This window comes from Ramlibacter sp. bp-362 (genome assembly GCF_054956735.1).
Map to the genome: position 1 here is coordinate 92131 of NZ_JBUDXE010000012.1, position 22704 is coordinate 114834.

Here is a 22704-nt window from a genome sequence, read left to right on the forward strand (position 1 = left end):
GCCATGCGCATTCCGATGTTCCCGCGGCGCGCGGCCGCCAATCTGTGGCTCGCGTTCATCGCCGCCCTTCCGCTCTCCGCGCTGCCCGCCAGCTTTTCCGTTTCCCCCATTCGCGCCCACTTGAAGCCGGGCGTGCTGAGCGAGACGATCACCGTCACCAACGACTCCACCGCGCGCCTGCGGGTGGCGGTCAAGCTCGTGGCCTGGACACAGGACGCCGCCGGCAAGGACATCTACACCGACAGCAGCGACCTTGTGTATTTCCCGCGCCAGTTGGAGTTGGAGCCGGGCACCAAGCGCCTGATCCGGATCGGGACGAAGGCGCCGGCCACGGGCACGGAACGCGCCTATCGCCTGTTCATCGAGGAAGTGCCCTCGGCCAAGCCCGGCGCGCCTACCGCCGTCAGCTTCTATTTCCGCTTCGGCGTGCCGGTGTTCGTGACGCCGGGCAACGCCAGTCCGCAGCCCGAAGTCGGCCAGCCGGCGCTCGAGGCCGGCAAGCTCTCGGTGGTGGTGCGCAACCCGGGCACGCAGCATTTCCGCACCGCTCGCGTCAGCTTCTCCGACAATGCCGGGTGGACGGGCTACGTCAACGGCTGGTACTCTCTGCCGGGCACCGCGCGGACCTACGGGCTCGAGGTGCCGCGCGAGGTCTGCCAGAAGGCGAAGAGCTTCTCGGTCACCGTCGAAGGCGAGGACAGCAGCAAGATCGAACGCACGCTCGCCGCGGACGCGGCGCGCTGCGCCTGATGCCGGGATGCCTCCGGTGAGCATTGTGCCGTGCGCCTGCCGGGATTGATGGCGGCGCATGCGCGTTCCGCGGCCTTCCTGATTGCCGTTCTGGGCGGACTCGCCGGCCCGCTGACACCGGCTCGGGCGCAGGCGCCCGCGGCCGGCGCGGCGGCCCCCCAGTTTGGCGAGGAGATGATCGTCACGGTCCGCAGCAACGGGGTGAACCGCGGCGAATTCACCCTGCTGCGCACGCCCGACGGCGATTTCTGGCTGCCCGCGCAGGACCTCCCCCGCCTCAAGGTGAACTCCACCGAAGCGGCGCGACGGAGCGCCGCCGGAATGGACTACTACTCGCTGCGCGCACTCTCCGCACGGGAGCTCGTCTTCGACGAGGCCAGCCTCTCGGTGTCGCTTTCGTTTCCGTCCAGCGAGCTGGAGGTGACGCGCATCGATCTGTCGGGCCGGCCCGCTCCGGCGCCGATCACCACGCCGGCGCCCAGCAGCATCCTGAACTACCGCGCCTCCGTGCGCCAGTCAGACACGGGGCCGCTGCAGCTCCGCCTGGCTGGCGAGCTGAACGTGCGCATCGGCGAAATGCTGCTGCGGCAGGAGGCCAAGGTGGAGACCGGCCGCCCGGTACCGGCATTCGCGCGCGGGACGACCCAACTGGTCTGGGACGACCGCTTGGGCGGCCGGCGGGTGGTGGCCGGCGATCAGCTTACGGCCGGTGGTCCCCTCGGCACGACCTTTCCAGCCGCCGGCATCTCGCTCACGCGCCTGTTCGCAATCACGCCGGACGTGATGCGCCAGCCGACGGCCTCTTTCCAGGTCGCCGCACCCACGCCGTCGCAGGTGGAAGTGGCCGTGGACGGGAATACGCTGTACCGCACGACGGTGGCACCCGGCCCCGTCTCGCTCGACAACCTGTATTACTACAACGGCGTACGCGACGTGCGCGTGACCGTGATCGACGCCACCGGCCGGCGCCAGGTCTACGAGCAGCCCTTCCTGTTCACCGACAGCGTGCTGGCCAAGGGTCTGCACGAATACAGCTATTTCTTCGGGCGGCGCGCGGAACTGGGTGCCGACGACCGTTGGCATTACCGCGAGTCCGCGTGGCAGGGCTTCCACCGCTACGGCGTGAGCGACCGGGTCACCGTGGAGGCCGGCGGCGAAGGCAGCCCCGACTTCGCCAGCGGAGGCGCCGGCCTCACCTTGCGCAGCGACACGCTGGGGCTGCTCTCCGTGGGCAGGCTGGGCAGCGTCGACCACGACACCGAGCGGCATGCGCAGGGCTGGTCGGCGCGCTACGCCTACATCGCGCCGCAGATGACATTGTTCGCGTCGCGCCGCAAGCTGGAGCGGGGATTCCGCACCTTCGCCCTGGGCGGCGGTGGGATCGGTCTGCTGGACGAAACGCGCCTGGGCGGCTCGACGCGCCTGTCGGACCAGGCCAACCTGTCGCTCGACTACGCGCGTGTGCACGAGACCATCGGAACGCGCCAGAACTACGCGGTGCGCGTGTCGTCCAGCCTCGGCCGGCAGGCAACGCTGTTCGCCGAGTACACACGCAGCCGCACCGACACCAACACGGACTGGGCCTTCAACGTCTACCTGCGGCTGGAGCTCGCGCACCAGCGCTGGGTGGGCGGCACTTTCCGCAGTGGTCCGGAGTACCGCGCCGTCGAGGCGGAGACGGGCCAGCAGCTGCCGCAGGGCGAGGGGATGGGCTACCGCGCAGGCACTTTGCTGGCCCGCAACCACGGCGTGGCCAGCGATTTCACCTACGGCTCCGCCACATGGAACCTGAAGCCGGTGACCGTGGACCTGAACGCCAGCGCGCAGACGCAGGGCGGCAACGCGCACTATGCCGAAGCGGGCGTTTCGGGCGCGGTGGTGGCGCTGGACGGCTACGTCGGCGCAACCCGCCCCGTCTCCGACGGGTTCGCGCTGGCGCGCCTGGGCGTGCCCCAAGCGGGCGTGGATATCCTGCTGAACAGCCAGGTGCAAGGCCAGACAGACACCCACGGCAACCTGCTGATCCCGAACGTGGGCGCCTTCGGCCGCCAGACCGTGACGCTCGACGACCGGCAGCTGTCGATGGAATACAGCATCGCGCGCAAGCGCGTCACCATCGCGCCCGCCTACAAGAGCGGCACGCTTGTGAACTTCGGGGGGCGCAAGCTGAGCGCCGTGAGCGGACAGGCCTGGCTGGTGCGGGGCGAGGCGCGCACGGCGCTCGCCACCCGGGCCTGGGAGATGACGGGTCCGGCACGCCTGCCGATCGAGACGGCGCGTTCGGGCGAGTTCTACCTGGAGGACGCGCCGCCCGGCCGCTACACGGGCAGCGTGCAGGTCGACGGCAGGAGTTATTCTTGCGTGATGGACATTCCCAGCTTCGCGGAGGCGGTGCATGAACTGCAGGACGGCCTGGTCTGCCGCTAGGGCGCTGGCGCTCGCCGGCATCGCCCTCGCCTGCACGCCGGGCGCGCAGGCCGCGATCAGCTGCGGATTCGTGAGCTCCAGCAGTACGGCCTTCGGCGTGTACGACGTCACCAGCAGCGCGCCAACGGACACGGTTGCCCTGATCCTGGTGCGCTGCGAAAGCGACTCCGGCGGCAACCCCAACATCAATCTCACCTTGGGTATCGGACCGGGGGCGGGTGGTTCGGTCAACAACAGGCGGATGCAGCTGGCCGGCGGCACCGACCTCCTGTACTACGGGTTGTTCCGCGATGCGGGCCGCTCCGCCGTATGGGGCTACACGCCGGGCGTGGACGCGATGACCCAGCTGGCCAAGGTCCAGAACAGCCGGACGGTGGACGTCACCTTCACCGTCTACGGGCGGATCCGCGCCCGCCAGGACGTGACGCCCGGCGAGTACGTCGACAGCGTGCAGGTCACGCTGTCGCCCTGACGCCGGGCAGCGCGTTCAAACCGTCCCGGGAGGCATCTCGGCAGGCACGTCCGCCGCGGCGGGGCCTTCGCCGTATTCGTTGGGGCCGGCGCTCGGCTGCACCAGCCAGTAGATCATGATCGCCCAGCCGATCAGGGGAATGAGCCAGATCAGCTGGAACCAGCCGCTCTTGCCGATGTCGTGCAGCCGGCGCGAACCCACGGCCAGCGAGGGCAGCAGCAGCGCCAGGTTCACCAGCGCGCCAAGCAGCTCCAGGCGCAGCAGGTTGAACACGACGGCCACCAGGAAGCAGGCCAGCGCGAACCACCAGAACTCCGGACGGCTGGCGCGCCCGTTGAAATCGGCGTACTTGTCGCGCACGCAGCGGATGACGGATTGCTTGAAATCCATGGGGTCCCTCCTCGTTATGGGCGCCCGCCATGATACGGAGGGGAGGCCGGAACGCAAGCGCGGCCTGCGCCGCTAGAAAGCCGCTTCCCAGTCGGCGTGCTCGCGCATCAGCACGCGCAGGCGCTGCAGCGCCTGCTTGTGGATCTGCGAGATCCGCCCCTTGGTGAGCTGCAGCGTCGCGGCGATCTCGTCGAAGGGGATCTCCTGCAGGTAATGGCTGCGCAGCACGGTGCGGTCCTGCGGCGGCAAGGCGTCCAGGGCGTGCAGCAATCGATGCCGCAGTTGGCGCATCGCCACACTCCGGTAGAAGGGCGCGGCAGCCGCCGGCTCGGGGCCCTCCACCATGCCCGTGCCCTCCAGCATCCAGCACAGGGCCAGGCCGATGCCGACCTCGGAGACGAAGCGCAGCAGCTGCTCGGCGCCTTGCGGCGCCTCCTCGCCGCCCGGCGCGCCCAGCGCCTGGATGTCCTGCATGCGTTCGCGGCGCAGGCGCTGGCGCGCCGCGATCTGCTGCTGCTTCTCCGTGAGCCGCTCCAGGCCGTTGAGGATGGACCCGTGCATGCGCCGCGCCGCGAAGGTCCGGAACTGCACGCCGCGCGCCGGGTCGTAGCGGTCCAGCGCCTCGAGCAGGCCCAGCGAGGCGTACTGCAGGTAGTCGCCGAACTCGATCTCGTCGTGGAAGCGCTTGCCGTAGTAGCTGGCCGCGACGACCTTGGCATAGGGCATGTGCAGCGCGAGCAGCTGCGCGCGCGCCTCTTCGTCGCCGCCCTCGCGCAGGCGGCCCCACAGCGCGGCTTCGTCCACGGCGGCGGGGGCGGCGGCCAGGTCCATGGCACGGTCAGTGGAAGGAACCGACCAGCGCCTGCAGCACCAGGCTCCAGCCGTCCACGAGCACGAACATCAATACTTTCAGCGGCAGCGCCACGGTCGTCGGCGGCATCATCATCATGCCCAGCGCCATGAGCACGCTGGAGACCACGAGATCGATCAGCAGGAACGGCAGGAACACGATGAGGCCCACGACGTAATTTCCCGCCACGACGTAGGAGCCGATGGCGGCGATCACGCGCCCCGCATCGCCTTCGGCGAGGATCAGGCGGGTGGCCGCGACGTTCAGCGACAGGCGGAACAGCGTGGCGAGCAGCAAGAGCGAAGGGAAGGTCGAGAACTCCACCGGCCGCGCCATGTAGAACGTGAGCAGCAGCAGCAGGAAGGCGAAGCTGAAGTTCGCCAGGATCAGGAAGTCCAGCAGCGGCCGCGGCACGGGCACGAACAGCACGAGCAGCACGCCCAGCACGGCGAGCACCATCGCGACGTCGCTGTTGCGGCCCAGGAGGGCCTTGAGCGCCTTCATGCCGCGGCTCCCGCGGCCGCCGCGGCGCGCTGACGCCGGATCGCCAGCACCCAGACGATGATGCGCGCCACCTCCGCGTGGAATTCGGCCGGCAGGGTGGCGTCGATCGCCGCGGCGCGGAACAGGCGGCGCGCCAGCGGCGGGTTCTGCACGACGACGATGCGGTGGCGGGCGGCGAGCTCCCGCATCGCCGCGGCCAGCTGCCCGGCGCCCTTGGCGACGACGCGCGGCGCTTCCATCTCGCCGTGCACGTAGCGCAGGGCCACGGCGTAGTGCGTCGGGTTCGTCAGAACGACGTCGGCATGGCGCGTGTTGCGCAGGGCCTGGCTGCGCTTCAGCAGTTCGCGCCGCAGCTCGCGCAGCCGCCCCCGGATGCGCGGGTCGCCTTCGCGGTGGCGGTATTCGTCCTTCAGCTCGCGCCGGCTCATGCGCATCTTGCGGCCGAACTCCGCCCGCGTGTACAGCAGGTCGGCGGCGGCCACCAGCGCGAGCGCGGCGCCCATCTTCCAGCCCAGCCCCGCGAGGTCCGCCAGGAGCGTGTGCAGGAAGGCGCCCGGCGCCATCGCCGACAGCACGTGGAATTGCGGCAGCAGCGCCAGCAGCGAGGCGATGCCCGCCGCCGCCAGCACCAGCAGCTTGGCGCAGGCGCGGGCGATCTCGAACAGCGTGCGGCGCGAGAACACGCGCTGGAACCCGGTCGCGGGATTCACCCGCTGGAAGTCCATCTGCAGGGGCGTGAAGGAGAACACCATGCCGGTCTGCGCCACGGACGCGAGGGCGCCCGTGAGCGGCAGCGCCAGCAGCAAGGGCAGCAGCACGCCGGCCGCCGCGGTTGCGAGGTCCGCGGCCAGCGGCGACAGCGCGGCGCCCGCCGCATCGAGGCGCCCGGCCTGCGCCAGCGCCGCGCGCGCGAGGCGCAGCAGCGCGATGGTGGTCTCGCCGCCTTGCCAGGCCAGGCAGGCCACGCCCGCCAGGAACACGGCGCAGGCCACCGCATCGACGCTGCGGGCCGTCTGCCCGCGCTCGCGCGCCTTCTGCAGCTTGAAGGGCGTGGCCTGTTCGCTGCGGTCGATATCCTGCTCGGCCATCAGCGCAGTCCCCCCGACTGGAACCACGCGGCCCAGGCGTCGACGATGCCGGCATACAGCCGCCGCGCGGGTGCGGCGAAGCCGCCGGCCCACACCGACAGCGCCAGCAGGACGGCGAGGATCTTCACCGGGATGCCCAGCACCAGCATGTTCATCTGCGGCAGGTTGCGCGACACCACGCCGAGCACGAACTCCACGAGCAGCAGGGCCAGCACGATGGGCGCGGCCAGCGCGAAGCCGAGGGTGAAGAGCCCGGCCGCCTGGCGCGCCACGGGTTCGGCCGCCGCGCCCTGCGGCCAGCCGGCGCCGATCGGGAAGCGCTCGACGCTGTAAGCGATGCCGCGCAGCAGGGCATGGTGGCCGTCGACCACGAAGAAGAACACCGCCGCGAGCAGGCCGAACACGGCGGACAGGATGGGCACCCGGGCGCGCGTGAGCGGATCGAAGACCTGCGCGATGCCGTAGCCCGCCTGCACGTCGACGAGGCGCCCGGCCAGGGCGAAGCCGCCGAAGGCCATCAGGATGCCGAGGCCCAGCGTCGCACCGACGGCCGCTTCGCGCAGCACCGCCGCGAGCAGGGCCGTGCGATCCGGCACCTGCACCGCCGACGCGCCGCCGAAGGGCAGCGCCACGACGCAGGCCAGCGCGACCACCACCAGCACCCGCACCGGCAGCGGCATCGCCACCGCGTACAGCACGGGCGTGAGCAGCAGGATCGCGGCGATGCGCACCGTGAGAAGCATCACCGTCGTGATCCAGGCGGCGCCGAGCAGGCTGACGATCTCCTGCATGGCGCTCAGAACATCGAGGGGATCTGCGTCCACAGGCCGGCCGCGAAGCGGCACAGCGTGCGCAGCATCCAGGGGCCGGCCGCCACCACGGCGATGCCGGCGGCCAGCAATTTCGGCACGAAAGTGATCGACATTTCCTGCACCTGCGTCACCGCCTGCAGGATGCTCAGGACCAGACCCACCACCATCGTCACGCCCAGCACCGGCAGGCACAGGAGCAGGCCGGTCCAGAACAGGTCGGCGGTCATCTTCAGGGCGAGGTCGCTGTGCAATTCGTTCTCCGCGTCGGGCAGGGAAGCGAATGTGCGCGCCGGCGGCGCGACTGTTTAGTGCGGCAAGTCACAGCCATCGGCCCTATTCGGCCCTCCTTCGATTGGAGGTGCGCGCGCTGGCGCCGGGGCCCGGAGAAATCTGCGTTTCATTCAGGGGGCGTTCATGCACGCGGTCGCAAACTCCCTTCCACACCAACCCACTCCATGAGGTGAAACATGCAATCCCGTACCGCTCTCCGCACCAGGATCGCCGCCGCCACCGCGCTGCTCCTTCCCCTGTCCGCCCTGCTCGTGGCGCAACCCGCCGCCGCCGCGCCCCAGCAGCACCGCGGCAACCAGCAGGTGCGCGACCGCCAGGCGCCGCGCATCCTGCAGGTCACGCCCTCGCAGAGCCAGCGCGTGAGCGATCGCGGCCGCACCGAGATCACGGCGCGCTACAACGACCAGGGCAGCGGCGTCGCACCGCGCTCCGTCACGCTGCGTGTCGACGGCCGCGACGTGACCCGGAAGGCCCGGGTGGACTACGACGACATCCGCTACGCCGACAACCTGCGTCCGGGCCGCCACGTCGCCGTGCTGACCGTGCGCGACCGCGCCGGCAACACCAGCCAGCGCTCGTGGAGCTTCGACGTCGTGGACGTCCAGCGCCAGGCGAACGCCTGGGGCAACTGGGGCTTCGACCTGACGCACATCGGCCGCGCCGCCGACCGCCGTTGGTAAATCCACGAAGCTGAACGGACCTTCACATCCGTTCAGCGTCCGTTCACACACCCGCGCCTAAGCTCACCATCACAACGAACAGGAGCCCGAAATGAAACGTGTCGCCCTTCTCGCCCTCGCCGTCACCGGCGCCTTCGCCGCGCAAGCCCAGCCGCAGGGCCCGAGCTTCGTGGACCGCGCCCGCGTGCAGGAGGTGCAGCCCCAGTACGAATCGGTGCAGGTGCCGCGCCAGGAATGCAGCAGCCAGTGGGTGCAGGACGCGCCCACCGCCACCGGCGGCGGCTACGGCGGCGCCATCATCGGCGGTGTCGCCGGCGGCCTGCTGGGCAACCAGGTCGGCAAGGGCCACGGCCGCGAAGCCGCCACGGCGGCCGGCGCGGTGATCGGTGCCCTGGCCGGCGACCGCATCGCCAACAACCAGCCCCAATACGTGCAGGCGCCCCCGCGCGAGGTGCGCAGCTGCCGCACGGTGTACGACGTGCAGCAGCGCGTGAACGGCTACCGCGTGACCTACGAGTACCAGGGCCAGCACTACACGACCGTGCTGCGCAACGACCCCGGCCGGACGCTGCCGGTGCGCGTGTCCGTCACGCCGCTGGACGAGCGCGAGTACCATCGCCGCTGAACCCGGAACCCCTGACGTGAACACCACCCGCACCCTGCTCTGCGCCGCCCTGCTCGCCACCGCCGGCCTGCCCGCGTGGGCCGCGGCCAGCCGCGACGACGCGGCGGCCGTCGCCCAGCGCGAGAGCGGCGGGCGCGTCCTGGCGGTGGAGAAGGCCGAGTCCAACGGCCGCGCCGTCTGGCGCGTCAAGGTGGTCACCGCGCGCGGCGAGGTCCGCGTGGTGCTGGTGGACGTGGCGACGGGCCGAGCGCACTAGCCGCCCGCCCATGCGACTGCTGCTGATCGAGGACGACGCCGCGCTGCGGCTGCCGCTCGCCCGCCAGCTGGAGGCCGAGGGCTACCGCGTCGACCAGGCGAAGGACGGCGAGGAGGGCCTCTTCCTGGCCCAGGAATATCCCTTCGACCTCGCCATCGTGGACCTGGGCCTGCCCAAGCTCAACGGCCTGACCATCGTGCAGCGGCTGCGCGCCGCCGGCAGCACCATGCCGCTGCTGATCCTCACGGCGCGCGGCAGCTGGCAGGACAAGGTGAGCGGCCTGGAGGCCGGCGCCGACGACTACGTCGTCAAGCCCTTCGAATACCCCGAGCTCGCCGCGCGCGTGAAGGCGCTGCTGCGCCGCTCGCTGAAGGCCGCGAGCGACGCGCTCACGCTGGGCCCGCTCGTGATCGACTTCTCCGCGCAGGCCGTGCGGCTGGACGGCGAGCCGCTGGAACTCACGGCCTACGAATACCGCCTGCTCGAATACCTGGTGCGCGAACGCGCCCGCGTGGTCACCAAGCAGGAGCTGTCGGACTATCTCTACCCGCACGGCGAGGACCGCGACAGCAACGTGCTGGAGGTGCTGATCGGCCGCCTGCGCCGCAAGCTCGACCCGCGCGGCGAGCTGGCGCCGATCGAGACGGTGCGCGGCCGGGGCTACCGCTTCACGCTGGGATGAAGCCCGGCTACTCGATCCGGGCCCGCCTGCTGCTCGGCGCCGCGCTGGTGCTGGTGGCCTTCATGGCGGGCGCCGGGCTGGCGGTGCAGCGGGCCCACGCCGACAGCGTGCGCGCCGTGCACTTCGGCCGCCTGCAGGGCACGATCTACCTGCTGCTCGCGCGCGCCGAGCTGGACGACACGGGCGCGCTGGTGATGCCGCCCGGCTTCTCCGAGCCGCGGCTGTCGCTGCCGCAGTCGGGGCTCTATGCCAGCATCTACAACGCGAAGCGCGACGAGCAGTGGCGCTCGCCCTCCGCGCTGGGCGCCGACCCGCCGTTGCGCAGGAGCGGCGTCGCCACCGGACAGTGGCTCAACGAAACCGTGGAAGGCGGCGGCCACGGCTTCCTGCGCGTGAGCTACGGCGTGCACTGGGCGGCGGGACGCAGCGAGGCGCCGCTGGTGCTGTCGGTGGCGGAGGACGGCGCCGAGTTCGACCGCGAGATCGACGCGTTCGCGCGCACGCTCTGGGCCTGGCTGGGCGGCGCCGGCGTGCTGCTGCTGATCGCGCAGATCCTGCTGCTGCAGTGGGGGCTGCGGCCGCTCGCCCGCGTGGCGGCGGAGATCCGCCGGATCGAGGGCGGCGAGCAGGCGCGCATCGAGGGCCGCTACCCGAACGAGATCGCGCCGCTCACCGACAACCTGAACACGCTGATCCAGCAGGAACGCGTGCGCCAGGGCCGCTACAAGGAGGCGCTGAGCTTCCTCGCGCACAGCCTGAAGACGCCGCTGGCCGTCCTGCGCAACGCGCTGGCCGAGCCGGCGCGGCTGCCCGCGGCCGTGCAGGAGCAGGTCGCGCGCATGGACGACATCGTGCAGCACCAGCTCGGTCGCGCGGCGGCCGGCGGCGCCACGCGCTTCGCGCCGCCCGTGCTGCTGGCGCCGGTGCTCGACCGCGTGCGCGACGCGCTGGCCAAGGTGCATGCCGACAAGGGCCTCGCGTTCACCACGGAGTGCCCGCCGGACCTCGCGTGGCGCATCGAGGAGGGCGACCTGTTCGAGATCCTGGGCAACGTGATGGACAACGCGTCCAAGTGGGCGCGCAGCCGCGTGCGCGCCCGGGCCTTGCGCGAAGACGGCCGGCTGGTGCTGGAAGTGGAAGACGACGGCGCCGGCTTCAGCGACACGGCATCGGTGCTGCAGATCCACGTGCGCGGCGATGAGCGCGTGCCGGGCCACGGCGTCGGCCTCGCGGTGGTGAACGACCTCGTCGCGAGCCACCATGGCGAGCTGGAGCTCGGGCGCGGGTCGCTGGGCGGCGCGCAGGTGCGCATCGTGCTGCCGGCGCCCTGAATCCGGTGCGAGGCGCGCCGCGATCGCCCGCTGCCCCCGCCATCAGGATGGAGGCCGGCGGCGCCCGCGGTTCCCCCTCTTGACTCCCGTGCGCCGCCCCCGAGAATGCGCGCAGGGAGCAGGCAAGCCGAGGCGCGGCCACAGGCGCGTGCCATCCGGCGGAGGACGCAGATGTTCAAGTGGTTCAGGAACCGCGGCGCCAAGCCCGCGGTGAAGAAGGCGAGCTCCCGCCCGGCAGGCCCCCGCCCGCCGGTCACGCAGCCCATGGATCCGGGACATTCCATTCCTTCGCACCTGCCCGAGGTGGTGGGCGAAGGCAACACCCAGGCCGACTGGAGCGCCTGGGAAGACTCCATGGCGGCGCTCGACAGCCAGCTGCCGGACCTCGTGCCCTCCGCCCGCGTCCAGGTGCGCGACACCCGCCCGAGCCAGCTGGACGACATCGACCCCTTCTCCAGCGTCCGCAAGAAGCGCGACGTCTGACCGCCTTGCTCCCTCTCCCGCTCGCGGGAGAGGGCCGGGGTGAGGGCAGCGGCGCGGCGCTACACCAGTGGCTGCAGGAACCGCCCCGGAATCCGGTCGTAGAACGGATAGTTGGAGAAGAACGGCTGCGCCTCGGCCCACGCGCGCCGCACCGAGGCACGCGCCACCAAACGCTCGAAGTAGGCGGCCAGCCCGGCGCATTCCGGGGGAAAGGGACACAGCGTCGCCGCATAGAACAGCGCCGGCGCCGCCGCGCAGTCGGCCATGCTGAAGCCGGACCCCGCCAGCCATTCGCGCCCCGCGAGCTGGCGCTCCAGCATCGCGTAGGCCATGCGCAGCGTGGCCAGCGAGGCCTCCACCGCCAGGGGATCGCGCTGCGCCGCCGGCCGCAGCTCGTTGGCCACGATGGCCATCATCGGCGCCATCACGTACTGGTCGCAGAGGCGGTCCCACAGGCGCACCTCCAGCCGCGCCTGTGCCTCGCGCGGCAGCAGCGGCTGCGCGCCCGCATGGTGCTGCTGCAGGAACTCGATCATGATGCTCGTCTCGGGCACGACGCGGCCGTCCGCCACCAGCAGCGGGATCTTGCCGGTGGGCCACAGCGCCAGGAAGGCGGCGCGTTCCTGCGGGTTGCCCAGGTCGACGTGCCGCGGCTCGAAGTCCACGCCCAGCTCGTAGCAGGCGATCCTGACCTTCTGGCAGTAGGACGACAGGGGATGGTGGTGCAGCACGTAGCGCATGGCCGCAAGCTAACGCTTCGCCGCGGCCCCGGCAAGCACCACGTGGCGCCCGAAGCCGCGGCCATGAAATATCATCGGCCGCACGCCATGGGCACCTCCAGGACTCCACGCAAGAAACCGCCCGCCGGCGCCGGCCCCGATCCCGCGGCGCGCGTCCTGCGCCGCTTCCGCATCGTCTTCAACGCGGTCAAGGGGCATTTCCGCTCCGTCGAACGCAAGGCGGGCATCTCCGGCGCGCAGGTCTGGGCGCTGAGCGTGGTGCGGGCGCATCCCGGCATCGGTGTCAGCGAGCTCGCCCGCGCCATGGACGTGCACCAGTCCACGGCCAGCAACCTGCTGCGCACGCTGACCGACGCCGGCCTGGTGGCCTCGGCGCGCGCCGGCACCGACCGGCGCGCCGTGCAGCTGCGGCTCACGCCGGAAGGCCAGAAGATCCTGAAGAAGGCGCCCGGCCCGTTCACGGGCGTGCTGCCCGACGCGCTGCAGCGCCTCGATGCGGCCACGCTCGCGCGGCTCGACCGGGACCTGATGGTCCTGATCGAGGCGCTGGGGAGCAAGGAGCGCGGCGCGCACACGCCGCTGGGGTCCGGGGACTCCTGAGGGCGTGCTACGCCCGGAAGCGGCGCAGGAACACGCAGACCGCGGCGGCGAAGGCGCCGAACAGCGCGTGGTCGACGATGGTCGCGAGCCGCACCGAGTCCTCGAACCAGGGGAAGGCGACCGGCGCGATGATGTGGAAGTCCACGGCGAACAGCGCGACGCCCGTGGCCGCGCCGATCGCGAGCGCCACGGGCGGGCTGCGCCGCCACACCAGCGCCGCGACCAGGCGCCCGAACACCATCGCCAGCGCGAAGTGGATGATCATCGCCATGCCGAACACGGTGAAATCGAGTTCCGCCGGCGGCGGCGCCGCGTCGGGTCCCATCAGGATGGCGGCGATGCGCTGCAGCGGCTCGGCGGCGCCGCCGGTGTGCGCCAGCGCGGTGAGCGACACCTGCGCCGCCAGGTAGACCGCGCCCGCGGCCACGCCCGCCAGCACGCCGGCGACCGGCTCCGGCACGGCATCCGCCCGCACGGCCGCGTTCGACGGAACTGCATTCATGGCGTCTCCAAAAAAAAAGCCCCGCCAGGCGGGGCGAGCAGTCATGCAAGGTTCTGAAGGACAGCACTCCCGGGCCGGGCGTGCGCATCCAGTATATGCATTTGTCCAAATACATGCACGCGAACGGGTCGGTGAAAACCCTCGGCGCGCGCGCCGCTCAGCGGCGCCCGCGGTTCTTCTGCCAGATGGCGGCCAGGATCAGCCCGTAGGCCACCAGGCGGATGAGATAGAACAGCGGCTCCTGCTCGCTCGCGTGCGGCACCAGCGCGAGCGCCACGCGGTTGCCGGCCTCGAGCCAGAACGAGCCGGCGAAGTAGAGGAAGAAGCGGTCGCGCGTCTGGTGCCAGAAGCGGAAGAAGAACAGGCCGGCGAACAGCGAGGCCGCGGCGATCGCGCCCATCAGGAGCTGCTCCATGGCTACTCCTCCTCCCACACCAGGCCGAACAGCAGCAGCAGCACCGCGGCGAGCGCGGCGACCAGCCGCCACAGGTACAGGTCCACGGACACGGGGAAGATCACCTTGTCGATCACCAGCAGGACGTTGTTGCCGGTCAGCAGCAGGAAGCACAGCGCGCTCCAGAACAGCAGGCGCGAGCCGGTGCCGACGTAGCTGCGCCACAGCAGCACGAGGCAGGTGAAGCTGGTGAGTGCGCAGAGCGAGTAGATCAGGGCAGCCATCAGTTGCCGTCCTTCTTCCAGCGGAACGCGTCCGCGAACTGGTGCGCGCGCTTGTCGATGCGGGAGTGGATCAGGTCGGTCACGCCGACGAGGTCCTGCGAGTAGGTCTGCGCGAGCGCGTCGATCACCGCCAGCAGCTCCGCGTTCACGGGCGCGTAGACGAAGGTGCCGTCCTCCAGCCGCGAGGCGATGCCGGCCTGCTGCATCGCCTGCAGCAGCTCCAGCGCCTGCGCCTCGCTCACGTAAAGACGGCCGGCGACGCGGAAGGAGTCCCACGGGCGGGCCGACTCGGCCCGCAGCAGCAGCAGGGCCTCGAGGTAGGGCACCGAGGGAATGCTGGTCAGGATGAAACGGCGGACCTCGTCCGGGACCGTTGTCTTGCTCATGCCTTGGTCGGGTTCATCTGGTTTCGGTGGACACGGAGTGCCATGGGCGCAATGTACAGGCGTGCCGCCCTTTCAGGTTGCGCTGCGGCCGCCGGGCGGTCGGCACATCCCTCGGCGGCGGCGTCTAGCGGGCGGGCGGCGCGGCGGCGCCCTGCACCAGCTGCGCGCGCAGCTGCGCGAGCTTGGCCTTCAGGTGCTGCGCGTGGACCGGGCCCATGCGCAGCAGGATCTTCTGCCCCGCGCTCAGCGACTGCAGCTGCGGGTCGGCGAACTCGTAGTGCAGCCAGGGCTCGCGCAGGGGCACGGGCCCCTTCACTTCCGGCAGCGCCAGCCGCACGGGCGGCGGCGGCTCGGGCGTCGCGAGCAGCAGGTCGATCACCTGCACGAGGCGGTCGTTGAAGTAGCGGTCGCCGAAGCCGAGGTCGCGGTAGGCCTGCTGGAAGTGCGGGTAGAGCTGGCGGTAGAGGGCGACCGCGGCGCCGGCGTCGATCGCGTCCACGAAGGCCACGAAAGGCGCGTAGCGCGCGGCGTTCTCGGCCACCAGCACGGCGCCGTCCGCGCCCTGCCCGGCCGTGAAGCGGCCCGAGGTCGGGAGCACCGGCCAGGCGGCGGGCGGCGCGTGCTCGCGGCCCAGGTTGTCCACGGTCGCGACGAAGCGGCGCGGGAAATCGTCGAGCAGCAGGAAGGCCGCGGCCCCACCCTGGCCCACGAGGCCGGTGATCGCACCGCGCACGCCCTGCGGCGGCACGGCCGCCGCGCTGGCGGCCGGCAAGGGGTACTTGATCGTGGGCTCCACCACCTCGACGGGCGCGGGTGCGTCCGGCACGGGCCCCATCGGCTGCTGCACGACCGGCTGGGGCGCGGGCGCGGACGCCTGCCCGCTCCACCAGTACCAGCCCAGCGCCACCGCCGCCAGCAGGAGCACCAGGACCAGCAGGCGGCCGCCACGGCCGCGCCGGCGCAAGTCCGCCCGGTCGGCGGGATCGGCGCGGAGGTCCGGCATGTCGAGGGCGCGCTCGGGGCGCGCATGCGATGCAGCAGTCATGGGCGAGCGCGAAGAGGCGTCGGGGCCGCGCCCCGATCGGTTTTGGACAAATGCAAAGGGCAATATACACCCCCCTCCGAGCCGGCGACCAGCCCCGGGACATCCCTGCCCGCGCCGTGCTCAGCGGCGCGCGAACAGCGGCTGGTCGTAGCCCGCCACGCGCGTGGGACGACCCGCGATGCACACTTCGCGGAACTGGTACAGCACCGCCGCGGTGGGCGCCGCGATCCACGTGCGGCCCACGGGCATGCGCAGGATCTCGCGGCCGGGCTCCTCGGAGGGCTCCAGCATCGGCGCGTCGGCGCGCATGAATTCGCGCAGCGGGATGCGGTGGATGCTGGCCACCTCCGCGGCCTGCGGCGTGAGCGTGGCCGCGGTGCCGGCCCACACCACCACGGGCGTGATCACGAAACCGGAGCGCGTCACGTAGTCGTCGAGCAGGCCCAGCACGTCCTCGCGCCCGAGCCGCAGGCCCACTTCCTCCTCCAGTTCGCGCAGCGCCGCCTCCTCGGGCGTCTCGCCGGCGTCGATGCGGCCGCCGGGAAGCGCCCACTGGCCCGCATGCCGGCTCAGGGTCGTGGCGCGCCGCGTGAGGATCAGCGCGGGCGCCGTGCTCCAGCCCTGCGGCTGCGGCACGCCGGTGACGAAGGCGCCGGTGCCCTCTTCCGCGAGCGCGATGGCGACGGCGGCCGCGCTGTGCGGGCCGTGCGGGGCGCGCTGCGCGGCGAAGCCGGCGAGCTGGCGCCGCACGGAATCACGCAGGTCGGTGTCGAGGCTGCGCACGCGTTCAGGGCTGCGGCACGCGCAGGATGCCCGGGTGCACGCGCTCGGGCCGCACGCCGATGCCCACCAGGCGCGCCGGCAGCCGGCGCAGCAGCGGCAGCCGCTGCAGCAGCTTCACCGCGATCGGCGGGCGCTGCGGCGCCTCGCTGCGCGCCAGCACCGGCGACAGCACCTCGTCCTGGATCGCCACCTGCGCCCGCTGCGTCACCCGCGCCGGCCACTCGCGCCGGCGCTGCACCGCCTGCAGGTCCTCGACGCGCAGCTGCCCGAGGCGCAGGGGCTCGGCCAGCAGGTTGGCCGCCGCCACGGCGTCCTGGATCGCCAGGTTGATGCCCACGCCACCCACCGGCGACATCGCGTGCGCGGCGTCGCCGATGCACAGCAGCCCGTCGCGGAACCAGCAGGGCATGTGGCTGATCTGCACGCTCAGCAGCTTGACGGCGTCCCAGTCTGCCAGCGTCCCCACCTCGGGTTCGAGGAAGGGTGCCGTCGCGGCGACCCGCGCACGAAAGGCTGCGATGCCCTGCGCCTGCAGCTGCTCGAGCGAACCCTTGGGAATCACGAACGCGCATTGCCAGTAGCTGTCGCGATTGAGCATGACCAGCATGGCGCCGGGGCGGATCACGCCGCCGGTGCGCGCCGGATGCCGCTGCGGGTCGCGCGGCAGGCGGAACCACAGCACGTCGATCGGCGCGCCGGTGTCGGTGCTCGCGAGCCCGGCGCTGCCGCGCAGCGTGGTGTGGCGGCCGTCGGCGGCCACCGTGAGCGCGGCGCGCACGGCGAAGCGGCGGCCGTCCTGCTCCAGGCGCATGCCCACGATGCGGCCGCCTTCCTCGATCACCTCCGTCGCCTTGGCGCCCATGTGCAGCGAGAAACCGGGCAGCTGGCGCGCGTTGGCGGCGATGAAGGCGAGGAAGTCCCATTGCGGCACCAGCACCAGGAAGGGCCGCGGGGCCGGCACGTGGCGGAAGTCGGCGATGGTGACCATCTCGCCGTACACCTCGCCGGTGAGTTCGCCGATCTCCTGGTGGGGCAGCGCCAGGAAGGCGTCCAGCAGGCCCAGGTCGTCGAGCACCGTGAGCGTGGACGGGTGGATGGTGTCGCCGCGGAAGTCGCGCAGGAAGTCGTCGTGCTTCTCGAACACGGCGACCTGCACGCCGGCGCGCGCGAGGATGTAGCCGAGCACCAGGCCGGCGGGGCCGCCGCCCGCGATGCAGCACTGCGTCGTGAGGTCCTCGGCGGCCGGGCTGTCCATGGCCCGCATGCTACGCCGCCCGGGCCGCGGCTGCAGCGGCGCCGTTCTCAGCCGCGCAGCCGCTGCAGCAGGCCCGCCGTGGACGCGTCCAGCCCCGCGGTCGCGCCGTCCCGCAGGCGTTTGGCGAGCTCGCCCGCCAGCACCTTGCCCAGCTCCACGCCCCACTGGTCGAAGCTGTCGATGCCCCAGATCGCGCCGCTGGTGAACACGCGGTGCTCGTACAGCACCAGCAGGGCGCCGAGCGAGGCGGGCGAGAGCTGCTCCAGCACGAAGAAGGTGCTCGGGCGGTTGCCGGGGAAGTGGCGGTGGCCGCCCGGGTCCGCCTTGCCCTGCATCAGCGCCTGCGCCTGCGCCAATGCGTTCGCCAGCAGCAGGTCGTGGTGGCCGGCCAGCGCGTGGGCGGGCTCGCGCACGGCGACGAACTCCACCGGCACGCGGTCGCTGCCCTGGTGCAGCATCTGGAAGTAGGCGTGCTGGCCGTTCGTGCCGGGCTCGCCCCAGAGCACCGGCGCGGTGGCGAAGGCCAGCGGCTGCCCCTGCGCGTCGACGCTCTTGCCGTTGCTTTCCATCTCCAGCTGCTGCAGGTAGGCGGGCAGGCGGCGCAGCGCGCTGTGGTACGGGGCGATGCTGCGGCTGGCGAAGCCGTGGAAGTCGCGGTACCAGACGTCCAGCAGGCCCAGGCGCACCGGCAGGTTGCGCGCGAGCGGCTCGCGGCGGAAGTGCTCGTCCATCGCATGGGCGCCGGCGAGCAGATCGCGGAAGCCCTGCGCGCCGATGGCGATGGCCAGCGGCAGGCCGATGGCCGACCAGAGCGAATAGCGGCCGCCCACCCAGTCCCAGAAGCCGAAGGTGGTGGCGATGCCGAACTGGCGCGCCGCCTCCACGTTGGTCGTGAGCGCGGCGAAGTGGCGCGCGACGTCGCCGCCGCCCTGCTGCTCGAACCAGGCGCGCGCCGAGCGCGCGTTGGTCATGGTCTCCAGGGTCGTGAAGGTCTTGGAAGCGACGAGGAACAGCGTCGATTGCGGCCGCAGCTGCCGCAGCACGGCCGCGAGCTCGTGGCCGTCGATGTTGGAGACGAAGTGGAAGCGCTTGCCGGGCAGGCAGAAGGCGTCGAGCGCCGCCACCGCCATCTGCGGTCCGAGGTCGGATCCGCCGATGCCGATGTTGACCACGTCGGTGATCGCTGCATCCGCGCGCACCTGCCCGGCGAACGCGAGCATCGCGTCCAGCGTCTCGTGCACGGCGACGGAATCCGGGTCGGCGGCGTCGCGCGGCGCGCGCAGCAGCCAGTGCTTGACCGCGCGGTTCTCGGTGTTGTTGATGCGTTCGCCGGCGAACATCGCGTCGCGATACGCCTCCAGCTGGGTCTCGCGCGCGAGCGCGAGCAGCAGCTGCTCGGTCTCCGCGTCCAGCAGGTTCTTGGAGAGGTCCGCGAAGACGTGCGGCGCCTCCTGGCTGAAGGCGGCGAAGCGCCCGGCGTCCTGCGCGAAGGCCGTGCGCAGGTCGAAGGCGGCGCCCCGGGCGCCGAAGCGCTCGTGCAGCTGCCGCCAGGCGGCGGTCTGGTCGCAACGGGGGCGCATGCGCTCAGCCCGCCTGCATCAGCCGTTCCAGCTTCACCGCGTCCGCCCCGAAGGCGCGGATGCCTTCGGCGAGCTTCTCGGTGGCCATGGCGTCCTCGTTGAGCGCCCAGCGGAACTGCTTTTCGTCGTAGTGCACGCGCTCCATGTCGACCACCTTGGCGCGCGCCGGATCGAGCGCGCGCTCGACTGGCGCGTCCGACTGCTGCAGCTGCGCCATCAGCTCGGGACTGATGGTCAGCAGGTCGCAGCCCGCCAGCGCGAGGATCTGGCCGGTGTTGCGGAAGCTGGCGCCCATGACTTCCGTGGCGACGTCGAAGTGCTTGTAGTACTCGTAGATCTGGCGCACCGACTGCACGCCCGGGTCGTTGGCGCCCGCGCGCGCGGCTTCGTCCCAGGAAGCGCCCGCGCTCTTCTTGTACCAGTCGTAGATCCGGCCCACGAAGGGCGAGATCAGCTGCACCTTCGCCTCGCCGCAGGCCACCGCCTGGCAGAACGAGAACAGCAGGGTCAGGTTGGTGCGGATGCCGCGCTGCTGCAGCTGCCGCGCCGCCTGGATGCCCTCCCAGGTGGAGGCCACCTTGATGAGGACGCGCTCGGGCGCGACGCCTTCCGCCTTGTACAAGGCCATGAGCCGCTCGCCGCGCTGCACCGTCGCCTCGGTGTCGAAGCTGAGGCGGGCATCCACTTCCGTGGAAACGCGGCCGGGAACCAACTGCAGGATCTCGGTGCCGAACCGGACGAGGAGGCGGTCCATGACCTCGGCCAGCGGCTCCTTGCGGTGGCGCGCCACCGTTTCCTGCAGCAGGTGCGCATACTCGGACTTCTGCACGGCCTTCAGGATCAGCGAGGGATTGGTGGTCGCGTCCTGCGGGTGGTACTGCGCGAGCTGGCGGAAGTCGCCGGTGTCCGCCACGACCGTGGTGAACTGCTTGAGGGCATCCAGTTGGTTCATGGCCGGATTATCGGCCGCCGCCGCCCGCGCCGGCGTAGGCCGCGCGCGGTTCCCGCGGAGTAACGGAATTACGACGGAACGGTCACCGCCCAGCGGAGACATCCGTCGCCCCGCGCTCCAGGCCATGAAACCAAGTTACATTCACAGCAACGACTGCGCAACAAGAACATGAGTTTCGACCTCGTCCTGTTCGGCGGCACCGGCGACCTCGCCTGGCGCAAGCTGATGCCGGCCCTGTTCCAGGCCTTCCGCCACGGCACGCTCCCGCAGGGCGGCCGCATCATCGGGATCGCGCGCGACGACCTCAGCGATGCGCAATACCGCGAGCTGATCCGCGCGCGCTTCGACGAGGTCGACCTGGCCAAGCGGCCGACGCCGGAAGAGTTCGACCGCTTCGCGGGGCTGCTGCATTTCCTGCGCCTGGACCTGTCCCAGCCGGGCGACTACCGGCGCCTCGCGGACATGCTGCGCGAGCGCCATGCGGAGACGGTGGTCATGTACCTGGCGACGGCGCCGGACCTGTTCACCACGGCCTGCCAGCAGCTCGCGGCCGCGGGCCTCAACCGCCCGCACACGCGCCTGGTGCTGGAAAAGCCGCTGGGGCACGACCTCGCCTCCAACCGCGCCATCAACGACGCCGTGCGCAGCGTGTTCGACGAGCGGCAGATCTTCCGCATCGACCACTACCTGGGCAAGCCGGCCGTGCAGAACCTGTTCGCGATGCGCTTCGGCAACGCGCTGTTCGAACCGGTCTGGCGGCGCGAGCACATCTCCAACATCCAGATCACCATCGCCGAGGAGATCGGCGTGGAGCGCCGCGGCGCCTTCTACGACAAGACCGGCGCCCTGCGCGACATGGTGCAGAACCACGCGCTGCAGCTGCTGTGCGCGCTCGCGATGGAGCCGCCGGTGAACGCGCATGCCGACGCGATCCGCGACGAGAAGCTCAAGGTGCTGCGCTCGCTGCAGCGCTGGACGCCCATGATGCTGGACCAGCACGTGGTGCGCGGGCAGTACGCCGGCGGCCAGGTGAACGGGCGCGAGGTGCCCGGCTACCGCGAGGAGCCGGGCGTGGACCCGGACAGCCACACCGAGACCTTCGTCGCGCTGCGCGCCGAGATCGCCAGCTGGCGCTGGGCGGGCGTGCCCTTCTACATCCGCACCGGCAAGCGGCTGGCCTCGCGCGAGGCGCACATCGTGGTGAACTTCCGCGAGGCGCCGCACGCGATCTACAGCGCGCCGCCGGGCAGCTGGAACCGGCTGGTGATCAACCTGCAGCCGCGCGACGGGCTGGAGCTGCACCTCCTGGCGCAGGGACAGGAGAACCGGCGCAACGGCCCGGTGCTCGCGCCCGTGCACCTGGACCTGGATTTCGACAAGCGCTTCGGTTCCGAACGCGTGGGCGCCTACGAGCGCCTGCTGCTGGACGTGATCGCGGGGCGCCTGAACCTGTTCGTGCGCAGCGACGAGCAGGAGGCGGCCTGGCGCTGGGTCGAGCCCATCATGGAGCACTGGGCCAGCGAGGAACGCGAGCCGCGCCCGTACGCAGCGGGCACCTGGGGGCCGAGCGCCTCCAGCGCGATGATCGCCCGCGACGGCTTCTGCTGGTCCGAGGAGTGCTGAGGCTCGCCATGCTGGACCGCATCAAGGCGTCCATGCCCTCGCTGGCCCCGGCGGAGCAGCGGGTGGCGCGCCTGGTGCTGGGCGACCCGCGCGCCTTCGCCAACCTGCCCGTGAGCGAGCTGGCGGACCGCGCGCACGTCAGCAAGCCGACCGTGGTGCGCTTCTGCCGCAGCATGGGCTACGACGGCCTGTCGGACTTCAAGCTCAAGCTGGCCGGCAGCGTCAGCGAGGGCGTGCCCTTCATCCACCGCAGCGTGGACCCGGACGACAAGACCGGCGACGTGCTGGTGAAGGTGATCGACAACGCCGTCGCCGCGTTCCTGAAGTACCGCAACGACGCCTCGACCTTCGCGATCGAGAAGGCGGCGGAGGCGCTCGCGTCCACGTACAGGACGGGGCGGCGCATCGAGTTCTACGGCGCCGGCAACTCGGGCGTGGTGGCGCTGGATGCGCAGCACAAGTTCTTCCGCCTGGGCGTGAACACGATCTCGTACAGCGACGGGCACATGCAGGTGATGAGCGCGACGCTGCTGGGGCCGGGCGACTGCGCGGTGGTGATCTCGAACTCGGGCCGCACGCGCGACCTGATGGACGCGTGCGACATCGCCCGCCGCAACGGCGCCACCACCATCGTGATCACGGCGACCGGGTCGCCGCTGGCGACCGCCGGCCAGATCCACCTGTCGGCGGACCATCCGGAAGGCTACGACCGCTACAGCCCCATGGTCTCGCGGCTGCTGCACCTGATGATCATCGACGTGCTGGCGACGACGGTGGCGCTGAAGATCGGCGGCGGGCGGCTGCAGCCGCTGTTGCGGGAGATGAAGAACAACCTGCGGACCAAGCGGTACGCGTGAAGAAGCTGGGGTTCGCTGCGCTCACCGCCAGCCTACGGCCGCATTCGCAGGCTGGCGGTGAG

The 22704-nt window shown here is 71.5% G+C and carries 28 protein-coding genes; 12 read left to right on the forward strand and 16 right to left on the reverse strand.

The window, feature by feature from the left end:
* Positions 1-3: 3 nt before the first annotated feature.
* The 3 genes from ACY0MJ_RS17135 to ACY0MJ_RS17145 all read left to right on the forward strand — a co-directional run bounded on the left by ACY0MJ_RS17135 (position 4) and on the right by ACY0MJ_RS17145 (position 3649).
* Positions 4-750: a fimbrial biogenesis chaperone gene (locus ACY0MJ_RS17135; RefSeq protein WP_462639774.1), complete on the forward strand. Its 747-nt coding sequence runs from the start codon at positions 4-6 to the stop codon at positions 748-750.
* A 174-nt stretch (positions 751-924) separates the two neighbouring features.
* Positions 925-3177, forward strand: a complete 2253-nt coding sequence (locus tag ACY0MJ_RS17140) for a fimbria/pilus outer membrane usher protein (protein ID WP_462639747.1) — start codon at positions 925-927, stop codon at positions 3175-3177.
* A complete protein-coding gene (locus tag ACY0MJ_RS17145) occupies positions 3146-3649 on the forward strand; it encodes a Csu type fimbrial protein (protein WP_462639748.1) in 504 nt (167 codons plus the stop codon). Before ACY0MJ_RS17140 ends, ACY0MJ_RS17145 begins: the two co-directional genes overlap by 32 nt.
* A 15-nt stretch (positions 3650-3664) precedes the next feature.
* Here the strand turns inward: ACY0MJ_RS17145 and ACY0MJ_RS17150 are convergent, their stop codons facing one another.
* The 6 genes from ACY0MJ_RS17150 to ACY0MJ_RS17175 form a co-directional block, all read right to left on the reverse strand.
* Positions 3665-4039: a DUF805 domain-containing protein gene (locus ACY0MJ_RS17150; protein ID WP_462639749.1), complete on the reverse strand. Its 375-nt coding sequence runs from the start codon at positions 4037-4039 to the stop codon at positions 3665-3667.
* A gap of 72 nt (positions 4040-4111) precedes the next feature.
* On the reverse strand, positions 4112-4870 hold the full coding sequence (locus ACY0MJ_RS17155) for a sigma-70 family RNA polymerase sigma factor (RefSeq protein WP_462639750.1): 759 nt from the start codon (positions 4868-4870) through the stop codon (positions 4112-4114).
* Between the two features lie 7 nt (positions 4871-4877).
* Positions 4878-5393, reverse strand: coding sequence for an FHIPEP family type III secretion protein (locus ACY0MJ_RS17160; protein ID WP_462639751.1), 516 nt, complete (start codon positions 5391-5393; stop codon positions 4878-4880).
* Entirely contained in the window at positions 5390-6481 is a 1092-nt protein-coding gene (locus ACY0MJ_RS17165; RefSeq protein ID WP_462639752.1) for an EscU/YscU/HrcU family type III secretion system export apparatus switch protein, read from the reverse strand. The genes ACY0MJ_RS17160 and ACY0MJ_RS17165 overlap by 4 nt, the downstream gene beginning before the upstream one ends.
* On the reverse strand, positions 6481-7272 hold the full coding sequence (locus tag ACY0MJ_RS17170) for a flagellar biosynthetic protein FliR (protein WP_462639753.1): 792 nt from the start codon (positions 7270-7272) through the stop codon (positions 6481-6483). Before ACY0MJ_RS17170 ends, ACY0MJ_RS17165 begins: the two co-directional genes overlap by 1 nt.
* Before the next feature lie 5 nt (positions 7273-7277).
* Positions 7278-7544, reverse strand: coding sequence for a flagellar biosynthetic protein FliQ (locus ACY0MJ_RS17175; RefSeq protein ID WP_462639754.1), 267 nt, complete (start codon positions 7542-7544; stop codon positions 7278-7280).
* Between the two features lie 216 nt (positions 7545-7760).
* On the opposite strand from ACY0MJ_RS17175, the gene ACY0MJ_RS17180 reads away from it, so the two are divergent.
* The 6 genes from ACY0MJ_RS17180 (at position 7761) to ACY0MJ_RS17205 (ending at position 11641) form a co-directional block, all read left to right on the forward strand.
* The gene (locus ACY0MJ_RS17180; RefSeq protein ID WP_462639755.1) at positions 7761-8264 is read left to right on the forward strand and encodes a hypothetical protein; all 504 of its coding nucleotides are present in this window, start codon (positions 7761-7763) and stop codon (positions 8262-8264) included.
* A 91-nt stretch (positions 8265-8355) separates the two neighbouring features.
* A complete protein-coding gene (locus ACY0MJ_RS17185) occupies positions 8356-8889 on the forward strand; it encodes a glycine zipper 2TM domain-containing protein (protein ID WP_462639756.1) in 534 nt (177 codons plus the stop codon).
* A 16-nt stretch (positions 8890-8905) separates the two neighbouring features.
* A complete protein-coding gene (locus tag ACY0MJ_RS17190) occupies positions 8906-9145 on the forward strand; it encodes a PepSY domain-containing protein (protein ID WP_462639757.1) in 240 nt (79 codons plus the stop codon).
* 10 nt (positions 9146-9155) lie between these two features.
* Positions 9156-9827 (forward strand): response regulator transcription factor, encoded by a 672-nt coding sequence (locus ACY0MJ_RS17195; RefSeq protein ID WP_462639758.1) that lies wholly within the window; start codon positions 9156-9158, stop codon positions 9825-9827.
* Positions 9824-11158 carry an ATP-binding protein gene (locus ACY0MJ_RS17200; protein ID WP_462639759.1) on the forward strand — a complete coding sequence of 445 codons (1335 nt, stop codon included), beginning with the start codon at positions 9824-9826 and terminating at the stop codon, positions 11156-11158. The genes ACY0MJ_RS17195 and ACY0MJ_RS17200 overlap by 4 nt, the downstream gene beginning before the upstream one ends.
* A 171-nt stretch (positions 11159-11329) precedes the next feature.
* Entirely contained in the window at positions 11330-11641 is a 312-nt protein-coding gene (locus ACY0MJ_RS17205) for a hypothetical protein (protein ID WP_462639760.1), read from the forward strand.
* 59 nt (positions 11642-11700) lie between these two features.
* Here the strand turns inward: ACY0MJ_RS17205 and ACY0MJ_RS17210 are convergent, their stop codons facing one another.
* Positions 11701-12381 carry a glutathione S-transferase family protein gene (locus tag ACY0MJ_RS17210; protein ID WP_462639761.1) on the reverse strand — a complete coding sequence of 227 codons (681 nt, stop codon included), beginning with the start codon at positions 12379-12381 and terminating at the stop codon, positions 11701-11703.
* Positions 12382-12444: 63 nt separating this feature from the next.
* Here ACY0MJ_RS17210 and ACY0MJ_RS17215 point away from each other — a divergent pair, with 63 nt between their 5' ends.
* Positions 12445-12981, forward strand: coding sequence for a MarR family winged helix-turn-helix transcriptional regulator (locus tag ACY0MJ_RS17215; protein ID WP_462639762.1), 537 nt, complete (start codon positions 12445-12447; stop codon positions 12979-12981).
* Positions 12982-12988: 7 nt separating this feature from the next.
* Here ACY0MJ_RS17215 and ACY0MJ_RS17220 read toward each other — a convergent pair whose 3' ends face one another.
* The 9 genes from ACY0MJ_RS17220 to tal form a co-directional block, all read right to left on the reverse strand.
* Positions 12989-13483 carry a hypothetical protein gene (locus tag ACY0MJ_RS17220; RefSeq protein WP_462639763.1) on the reverse strand — a complete coding sequence of 165 codons (495 nt, stop codon included), beginning with the start codon at positions 13481-13483 and terminating at the stop codon, positions 12989-12991.
* A gap of 157 nt (positions 13484-13640) precedes the next feature.
* Entirely contained in the window at positions 13641-13898 is a 258-nt protein-coding gene (locus ACY0MJ_RS17225; RefSeq protein WP_462639764.1) for a DUF5985 family protein, read from the reverse strand.
* A gap of 2 nt (positions 13899-13900) precedes the next feature.
* Positions 13901-14161, reverse strand: a complete 261-nt coding sequence (locus tag ACY0MJ_RS17230; RefSeq protein WP_462639765.1) for a DUF5985 family protein — start codon at positions 14159-14161, stop codon at positions 13901-13903.
* Positions 14161-14547, reverse strand: coding sequence for a hypothetical protein (locus ACY0MJ_RS17235; RefSeq protein WP_462639766.1), 387 nt, complete (start codon positions 14545-14547; stop codon positions 14161-14163). Before ACY0MJ_RS17235 ends, ACY0MJ_RS17230 begins: the two co-directional genes overlap by 1 nt.
* Positions 14548-14671: 124 nt before the next feature.
* Positions 14672-15592 carry a DUF3014 domain-containing protein gene (locus ACY0MJ_RS17240; protein WP_462639767.1) on the reverse strand — a complete coding sequence of 307 codons (921 nt, stop codon included), beginning with the start codon at positions 15590-15592 and terminating at the stop codon, positions 14672-14674.
* A gap of 120 nt (positions 15593-15712) precedes the next feature.
* A complete protein-coding gene (locus ACY0MJ_RS17245) occupies positions 15713-16375 on the reverse strand; it encodes an NUDIX hydrolase (RefSeq protein WP_462639768.1) in 663 nt (220 codons plus the stop codon).
* 4 nt (positions 16376-16379) lie between these two features.
* Positions 16380-17630, reverse strand: coding sequence for an FAD-dependent oxidoreductase (locus tag ACY0MJ_RS17250; RefSeq protein WP_462639769.1), 1251 nt, complete (start codon positions 17628-17630; stop codon positions 16380-16382).
* 47 nt (positions 17631-17677) lie between these two features.
* Positions 17678-19210 (reverse strand): glucose-6-phosphate isomerase, encoded by a 1533-nt coding sequence (gene pgi / locus ACY0MJ_RS17255; protein ID WP_462639770.1) that lies wholly within the window; start codon positions 19208-19210, stop codon positions 17678-17680.
* Between the two features lie 4 nt (positions 19211-19214).
* Positions 19215-20162, reverse strand: a complete 948-nt coding sequence (tal, locus tag ACY0MJ_RS17260) for a transaldolase (RefSeq protein ID WP_462639771.1) — start codon at positions 20160-20162, stop codon at positions 19215-19217.
* A gap of 168 nt (positions 20163-20330) precedes the next feature.
* Here tal and zwf point away from each other — a divergent pair, with 168 nt between their 5' ends.
* Positions 20331-21785 (forward strand): glucose-6-phosphate dehydrogenase, encoded by a 1455-nt coding sequence (gene zwf, locus ACY0MJ_RS17265; RefSeq protein ID WP_462639772.1) that lies wholly within the window; start codon positions 20331-20333, stop codon positions 21783-21785.
* Positions 21786-21793: 8 nt separating this feature from the next.
* On the forward strand, positions 21794-22642 hold the full coding sequence (locus ACY0MJ_RS17270; RefSeq protein ID WP_462639773.1) for a MurR/RpiR family transcriptional regulator: 849 nt from the start codon (positions 21794-21796) through the stop codon (positions 22640-22642).
* Positions 22643-22704: the final 62 nt, after the last annotated feature.

Coding starts and splice junctions, on each gene's coding strand:
- ACY0MJ_RS17135 (WP_462639774.1), top strand. CDS start 4: ATGCGCATTCCGATGTTCCCGCGGCGCGCGGCCGCCAATCTGTGGCTC.
- ACY0MJ_RS17140 (WP_462639747.1), top strand. CDS start 925: ATGATCGTCACGGTCCGCAGCAACGGGGTGAACCGCGGCGAATTCACC.
- ACY0MJ_RS17145 (WP_462639748.1), top strand. CDS start 3,146: ATGAACTGCAGGACGGCCTGGTCTGCCGCTAGGGCGCTGGCGCTCGCC.
- ACY0MJ_RS17150 (WP_462639749.1), bottom strand. CDS start 4,039: ATGGATTTCAAGCAATCCGTCATCCGCTGCGTGCGCGACAAGTACGCC.
- ACY0MJ_RS17155 (WP_462639750.1), bottom strand. CDS start 4,870: ATGGACCTGGCCGCCGCCCCCGCCGCCGTGGACGAAGCCGCGCTGTGG.
- ACY0MJ_RS17160 (WP_462639751.1), bottom strand. CDS start 5,393: ATGAAGGCGCTCAAGGCCCTCCTGGGCCGCAACAGCGACGTCGCGATG.
- ACY0MJ_RS17165 (WP_462639752.1), bottom strand. CDS start 6,481: ATGGCCGAGCAGGATATCGACCGCAGCGAACAGGCCACGCCCTTCAAG.
- ACY0MJ_RS17170 (WP_462639753.1), bottom strand. CDS start 7,272: ATGCAGGAGATCGTCAGCCTGCTCGGCGCCGCCTGGATCACGACGGTG.
- ACY0MJ_RS17180 (WP_462639755.1), top strand. CDS start 7,761: ATGCAATCCCGTACCGCTCTCCGCACCAGGATCGCCGCCGCCACCGCG.
- ACY0MJ_RS17185 (WP_462639756.1), top strand. CDS start 8,356: ATGAAACGTGTCGCCCTTCTCGCCCTCGCCGTCACCGGCGCCTTCGCC.
- ACY0MJ_RS17195 (WP_462639758.1), top strand. CDS start 9,156: ATGCGACTGCTGCTGATCGAGGACGACGCCGCGCTGCGGCTGCCGCTC.
- ACY0MJ_RS17200 (WP_462639759.1), top strand. CDS start 9,824: ATGAAGCCCGGCTACTCGATCCGGGCCCGCCTGCTGCTCGGCGCCGCG.
- ACY0MJ_RS17205 (WP_462639760.1), top strand. CDS start 11,330: ATGTTCAAGTGGTTCAGGAACCGCGGCGCCAAGCCCGCGGTGAAGAAG.
- ACY0MJ_RS17210 (WP_462639761.1), bottom strand. CDS start 12,381: ATGCGCTACGTGCTGCACCACCATCCCCTGTCGTCCTACTGCCAGAAG.
- ACY0MJ_RS17215 (WP_462639762.1), top strand. CDS start 12,445: ATGAAATATCATCGGCCGCACGCCATGGGCACCTCCAGGACTCCACGC.
- ACY0MJ_RS17220 (WP_462639763.1), bottom strand. CDS start 13,483: ATGAATGCAGTTCCGTCGAACGCGGCCGTGCGGGCGGATGCCGTGCCG.
- ACY0MJ_RS17225 (WP_462639764.1), bottom strand. CDS start 13,898: ATGGAGCAGCTCCTGATGGGCGCGATCGCCGCGGCCTCGCTGTTCGCC.
- ACY0MJ_RS17230 (WP_462639765.1), bottom strand. CDS start 14,161: ATGGCTGCCCTGATCTACTCGCTCTGCGCACTCACCAGCTTCACCTGC.
- ACY0MJ_RS17235 (WP_462639766.1), bottom strand. CDS start 14,547: ATGAGCAAGACAACGGTCCCGGACGAGGTCCGCCGTTTCATCCTGACC.
- ACY0MJ_RS17240 (WP_462639767.1), bottom strand. CDS start 15,592: ATGACTGCTGCATCGCATGCGCGCCCCGAGCGCGCCCTCGACATGCCG.
- ACY0MJ_RS17250 (WP_462639769.1), bottom strand. CDS start 17,630: ATGGACAGCCCGGCCGCCGAGGACCTCACGACGCAGTGCTGCATCGCG.
- pgi (WP_462639770.1), bottom strand. CDS start 19,210: ATGCGCCCCCGTTGCGACCAGACCGCCGCCTGGCGGCAGCTGCACGAG.
- tal (WP_462639771.1), bottom strand. CDS start 20,162: ATGAACCAACTGGATGCCCTCAAGCAGTTCACCACGGTCGTGGCGGAC.
- zwf (WP_462639772.1), top strand. CDS start 20,331: ATGAGTTTCGACCTCGTCCTGTTCGGCGGCACCGGCGACCTCGCCTGG.
- ACY0MJ_RS17270 (WP_462639773.1), top strand. CDS start 21,794: ATGCTGGACCGCATCAAGGCGTCCATGCCCTCGCTGGCCCCGGCGGAG.